Below are 550 nucleotides of genomic sequence, written 5' to 3'. Positions count from 1 at the left end.
GGCTGGAGTGGCTCTACCGCCTGCTCTCTCAACCGACGCGTATCAAACGACAGATTCGTCTGCTGCGCTACCTCGCCTGGCACTACACCGGGAAAATGTAATCAATATGCAGCGCGATCTGCTGTTCGCGCTGCAACCCCCCCTGTAAAACTGCTGGATTTCTGTACAATGCATTCATTTTTTTAATGCATTGTTTGCCATTTGCCAGAATTTAAGAAACCATTCGCTCCGTATTTCAGTACCCCTCAAAACAATACCCGGCAATAAGTCGGGAAACAGCAAACACAACCGAGGATTTATGGCAGAGAAAAAACCGGAGCTTCAGCGTGGGCTGGAAGCTCGACATATTGAATTGATCGCGCTGGGCGGGACTATCGGCGTTGGCCTGTTTATGGGCTCGGCAAGCACGCTGAAATGGGCGGGGCCTTCCGTCCTGCTGGCGTATATTATTGCCGGGCTGTTCGTCTTCTTCATCATGCGCTCAATGGGCGAAATGTTGTTTCTGGAGCCGGTAACGGGCTCTTTCGCCGTTTACGCCCACCGTTATATG

At 51.6% G+C, this 550-nt stretch carries 1 pseudogene; it reads left to right on the top strand.

Features of this window, described 5'->3' with window-relative positions:
• Positions 1-298: 298 nt before the first annotated feature.
• Positions 299-550, top strand: a pseudogene (locus CPA45_RS22565) (hypothetical protein); the annotation flags it as partial.

Source organism: Vreelandella nigrificans, from assembly GCF_002374315.1.
Lineage (GTDB): Bacteria > Pseudomonadota > Gammaproteobacteria > Pseudomonadales > Halomonadaceae > Vreelandella > Vreelandella nigrificans.
The sequence above is the reverse complement of the archived record's forward strand: the minus strand, read 5'-3'. Positions and strand labels throughout refer to the sequence as shown.